Below are 3,138 nucleotides of genomic sequence, written 5' to 3'. Positions count from 1 at the left end.
GAGACATCAATATGATCTGCAATTAAATACAGCGTTTGCGGCGTGTAAATATGAGAACGATTATTGCTTAAATCGAGAGTGTTTGCCGTCAATCTCACATCCCCCTCAGCAGACAGCATATTCTCAACACTGATCTCTCCAGATACCGATGTCAATGTTGCGCTGCCATAGCCCATGACCTGATCATAATAGATGTCGTTGCCTGCAAAAATTTCAATATTGCCACCACTGGCAATCTGACCAACCTTCACCCCTTCTTTTGCTGTAATCAAAAGAAAGCCCTTTTCATCTAAAACAAGATCCCCTGAACCGCCCGTAGAAACGACACCTGTCATCAGTGTCCCTGCATCAAGGCTGCCAACCTTTAAAACAGCTTCTTCACCCGTCATCAGTGAAGAAAAGTCAACCGCCCCACCCTCAATATTTGCCTTGCCATAGGCTAAAAGTTGCCCAAAATGAACGGGAGCATTTGTTGCTGGTTGTGCTTGAATGGCAACATTTTGATGCGATAGAATTGTTTGAGAAACAGATAGCCCGTTATGAGAAACCAGGGTGATATCTCCTGCTCCATAAACACTTTCAGCAACAATCGCCCCTTGACTGCTCTGGAGATCAACATCCCCTTGGGTGCCAAGAACAACAACACCAGCAGCACCCGTTGCCGCCATATCAACCCCACCGGCTAAAAAATGAGCTTGTATATCACCACCGGCATGCGCCTTGAGGTTCCCTTGCGCTAAAACAATCCCCTCAAGCTTCAAGTCTCCGCCCGATTCAAGAGCCATATCAGCGCCTGATCCTAGCCCTGAAACTTGAAGTGTCTGGCGCGAAGAAAGCTCCATATTGCCCCCAGAGGTTGCCTTACCGGCAATCGATAAAAGCCCATCCTGCGCCTCTATCTTCAAATGACCATCAGCACCAACCGTTTCTAACGTCACATCCTTATGGGCGGCAATATCAATATGCTTTTTCGAGGTGATGTGTTTTGCCAATATGCTCTGGCTTTTCGATTTGAGGACAACACCCCCATGACCAAAAACATTCTTCAACGAGATTTTCCCGTCAGCAGAAAGATGCAACTGCCCCGCATTGGCGGCCATATCATGGCGCATGCGAACCCCAACACCTTTTTCTGTTGCCACAAGTTTTATTCTGTCCGCCTGTAGAGCCCCCAAAGCAGAACCATCTATCGCATATTCCGGTTTACCGGTAATATCGGTCAGTTCTTTCATTTCCCGTGAAGCATAATCAAAGTGACCCGTCCCTGCTGTCACACCAATTTCTCTGCCCGCAACAGCTCCTTCAAAATGCACTGTGCGTGAGACAATATCGACAATATCAACAGCCCCCTTGCCAGAGAAAAAATTGGCTCCCTTTGCTCCAAAGGTGATATCCCCACCTCGCACCTCAAAGCCTTTCAAAAAACCGCTCGCATCAATTTCGGGAACACCTGTGGTTAAAGTCGCATGGGGCGTATTGATAAAGCCACAACCATCACAGCTTATCCCATTGGGATTGGCTATAATCACATCGGCGGGGCTCCCAAAAACCTCTCCTGGACCATGAAGCGCACTGCGCTTGCTGCTGGTCACTTCATTTAAAATCACTTTCGCCGAACCCGTGAGGCGCAAATGCGGATTGCCCGGCATAATGCCCCCCAACTGCGATTGCCCCACTTCTTGCGCATGATTGTTCCAAATCACACCTGGATTTCCAATATTAAAATCGTTATATTTATTGTGTGATAAGCCCTTGCCATTGGGGGTAACAATATCAATCGAGGGAACCCCATTGGGCGCTGCCACTATATCTGGACGATGGGCGGCATTCGCGTTAGGATCCACAGTAATTTGCGCCTGTAACGCTGAAGGGGCTAACAAACAAGAAAAACCAAGTCCCCCAAATAAAACCTTTTTGAGCATCGTACTGGAGACCAAAACACCTAATAAAGCTGCTCTTTCTGCTCTCTTCTCATATCTCATACGTTAACTCCCCAATAAAAAATGCTTAAAGTTCCATTGTTAATGTCATAAAAAATGTTCCTGATTTTTTGTGCTTAACTGTGCTCCAAAAAATACTGGAATAACTGGCATCAAGAGAGACCATGCCTCCCGCAAGCTTGACACCGGCTGTCCAACCGGCAAGCTGATCACTCTTAATCCCATACAAAACTTGCGAAAACACACGCCCATAATCCAAACCAACATAAGGGCGAAGTTCTCCAAAAACCTTTTTGAAGGTCGCGTGATTGCTCCACGGAATGGTGCGTAGCAACAAATCATTCCGGCTAAAAAAACCGTTATTGCCAAAAAGCAAACTCTCACGCGTGCCACGAACATTGGAAGCGCCCCCCAACGAAATCTGTTCAGCTCCCAATAAATTATGCGGTGAATATTGACCACTCAAAAGATTGCTCAGTATAAAGTCCAAGCCCCCTACCTTAAAAGGCGTCATGACACTAAGCGTACCAGTAAATTTGGCAAATTGTGGCTCCGCATCCCCTGCCCCTGGATCGTGCTTCTTGACAGAATGAAACAAGGGGAGCCCTTGCAAATAACTCACATCAAAGGTCCAAGTCCCCCCCAACATCTGGCGCGAATGCGAAATCCCAAAATTGACTACGCTATATTGACGGCTGCCCACTTCAATCTTATTGCCAAGAAGGTAATTGTTGGTTCTTTTATAAGAAAGACCTAAATTCAAGGTTGTAAGGGAAACACTATCACGGTAAAGAACCCTGCTTGTACTGGCGTGCAACTCACTGGAATCCCCCGTCGTCTCAATATCGGTAAAATTGCCAGGGATTATGCTTTGGTAATTATAAACAGTGCCATTCAATCCAAAGGTCCAATAACCGTACGGAATACTCACACTCGCTGAAATGTTATTGCTATGTCCTTCTTGCTTGCTCCCACCCCAATAATCGGGCTCACTGCGTTGATAGTTAAAATCCCACGCATCATTCATCCCTAAAATATTTTCTACCCTCAAGCCCGCACTATAACGCGCATAACCCGTGGAAGATTGTCCCATATTGTCATGAGAAACAGTAACCTTGAACGTTTTATCGGGATGATTGTTAATATTGACAATGGTGCTCCCTTCTTCACGCCCTGGAAGAAGTTCGCTTTGAGCGTG

Annotated in this window: 2 protein-coding genes; both read right to left on the bottom strand. The window is 46.4% G+C overall.

From position 1 onward, the window contains the following. The coding region (locus ACFIMP_RS09420; RefSeq protein ID WP_375686316.1) for a filamentous hemagglutinin N-terminal domain-containing protein at positions 1 to 1,982 on the bottom strand (1,982 nt) is incomplete at its 3' end. A 25-nt stretch (positions 1,983 to 2,007) separates the two neighbouring features. Beyond that, on the bottom strand, positions 2,008 to 3,138 hold a 1,131-nt coding region (locus tag ACFIMP_RS09415; protein WP_375686315.1), incomplete at its 5' end, for a ShlB/FhaC/HecB family hemolysin secretion/activation protein.

The organism is Bartonella sp. AP65SXKL, from assembly GCF_042195725.1.
In the GTDB taxonomy this organism is placed as follows: domain Bacteria; phylum Pseudomonadota; class Alphaproteobacteria; order Rhizobiales; family Rhizobiaceae; genus Bartonella.
Note: the sequence above shows the minus strand (reverse complement) of the source record. Positions and strands in the feature narration are given on the sequence as shown.